Annotated in this window: 2 protein-coding genes; both read left to right on the forward strand. The window is 76.2% G+C overall.

The window, feature by feature from the left end:
• The first annotated feature begins 92 nt into the window (after positions 1 to 92).
• Entirely contained in the window at positions 93 to 1061 is a 969-nt protein-coding gene (locus tag FOE67_RS23830; protein WP_182666899.1) for an ABC transporter permease, read from the forward strand.
• Positions 1062 to 1092: 31 nt separating this feature from the next.
• On the forward strand, positions 1093 to 2089 hold a 997-nt coding region (locus FOE67_RS23835), incomplete at its 3' end, for an ABC transporter permease (protein WP_182666900.1).

The raw sequence follows: 2089 nt of genomic DNA on the forward strand, positions 1-2089 counted from the left end.
CGCCCGTCCCGCCGACCCCCGGCCGGGACGCGGCGGGCGGCGGGAAGGGGCGTCCCGGCCCCCGACCGGGCCGTCGCCTCCCCCTCGCCGCCATGGCGCGATTGGTGCTGCGCCGCCTCCTGGCCGCCGTGCCGGTGCTGGCCGCCGTCACCCTCGGCGTCTTCGCCGTCGCCGCCGCCTCGCCCTTCGACCCGGTCAACGCCTACGCGGGCGGGGACGCCGTGGGGGCCTCCCAGCAGACCCTGGACCAACTGCGGGAGAATCTCGCCGTCGGCGGCACCTTCGTCGAGCAGTGGTGGACCTGGCTGCGCAGTGTCGCGGTCGGGGAATTCGGCCACTCGCAGTCGCTGCGCCAACCCGTCTCGCAGGTGATCGCGGAGCGCATGGTCTGGTCGCTCGTGCTGTGCGGCACGGCCTTCGTGCTCGCCCTCGTGCTCGGCGTCGTGCTCGGCGTCCTCGCCGCCCGGCGCCCCGGCGGGGCCGTGGACCGCTGCGTCACCCCGGTGGCGTACCTCCTGGAAGCCGCTCCGCCGTTCTGGACCGGACTGCTGTTCATGTGGCTGTTCGCCGTGCAGTGGGGGGTGCTGCCGGCCGGCGGCCTCACCGCCCCCGGCGAGGACACCGTGACGGCCTCCGGTCTGCTGCGCCACCTGGCGCTGCCGGCCCTGGTGCTCGCCCTCTCCCAACTGCCCTGGTTCCTCCTCTACACCCGACAGGGCGTCGCCGACGCCCTGCACGAGGACCCCGTGCGGGCCGCGCGCGCCCGCGGCCTGGGGGAGCGCACCGTGCTGCTGGGCCACGCGCTGCGGTCCGGACTGCTGCCGGTGCTCACCCTCATCGGCACCCGGGTGCCCGAGTTGATCACCGGAGCCCTGCTCATCGAGACGGTCTTCTCCTGGCCCGGCATCGCCTCGGCCACCGTGCGGTCCGCCACCGCGCTGGATTTCCCCCTGTTGGCCGCACTCACCCTCCTCGGCGCCCTCGCCGTCCTGGCCGGCAACCTGCTGGCCGACCTGCTCTACGGCCTGGCCGACCCCCGGGTCGACCACGACCGCATGTGACCGCCGGCCGCGAACGGATGTGACCCCCACCATGGCCTCCTCCACAGCCCCCGGCGGTGTTCCGCCCGCCGGAACCGACCCGGCGCCCCCCGGCGCCGATCCGGTCGCCGGCGCCGCCCGCCCCGCCCGGGGCCCGGCCCGACGGGGCACCCGCACCGTGCGGCTGGTGCTGTCCGTCGGCATCCTCGCGACCGCCGTCCTCGCCGTTCTGCTGGTGCCGTGGCTCATCCCCCTCGACCAGCAGGCCGTGGACCTGGGCGCCAAGCACCTTCCGCCGTCCCCCGCCCACCCGTTCGGCACCGACGCGCTGGGACGGGACCTGCTGCTGCGCTGTGTCCACGGGTTGCGGGTCTCACTGCTGGTGGGTCTGGTGGCGGCGGCCGTCGCCGCCGTCCTGGGGGTGCTCGTCGGGGGCCTGGCGGGAGCCGTGGGGGGCGCCGTCGACCGTGTGGTGATGCGCCTGGTGGAGGTCTTCACCTCCGTGCCGCACCTGTTGATGGGCGTGTTCATCGTGGCCATGTTCCGTCCCGGCGTGTGGCCGGTGGTCCTCTCGGTGGGCCTGACGCACTGGGTCTCCACCGCCCGCATCGTGCGTGCCGAGATCCTCTCCCTGCGTTCGCGCCCCTACGTGGACGCCGCCGTCTCCGGCGGCGCCTCCAGGTGGCGGGTGGCCACCCGCCACCTGGTGCCCGGTGTCCTGCCGCAGGCCGGGCTGGCGGCGGTGCTGATGGTGCCGCACGCCGTCTGGCACGAGTCCGCCCTCTCCTTCCTCGGCCTGGGCGACCCCACCTCCTTCTCCTGGGGCACCACCCTGGAACGGGCCTTCCGCGCGGGCGCCGTCACCGCCGGCGCCTGGTGGTACCTGCTGCCGCCCGGCCTGGCGATCCTGCTGGTCGTCCTCGCCTTCACGCTGTGCGCCCGCACCCTCGAGGTCGTCCTCGACCCGCACGCCGTCGCCGCCGGCCCGGCGGCCGGGGCCACCGCCCTCGCGCCCACCGCCGGCGCCCCGGCCCCGGGCGCCCCCGGGC

Origin of the sequence: Streptomyces calidiresistens, from assembly GCF_014141525.1 — a bacterium.
In the GTDB taxonomy this organism is placed as follows: Bacteria; Actinomycetota; Actinomycetes; order Streptomycetales; family Streptomycetaceae; genus Streptomyces; species Streptomyces calidiresistens.

Coding starts and splice junctions, on each gene's coding strand:
- FOE67_RS23830 (WP_182666899.1), top strand. CDS start 93: ATGGCGCGATTGGTGCTGCGCCGCCTCCTGGCCGCCGTGCCGGTGCTG.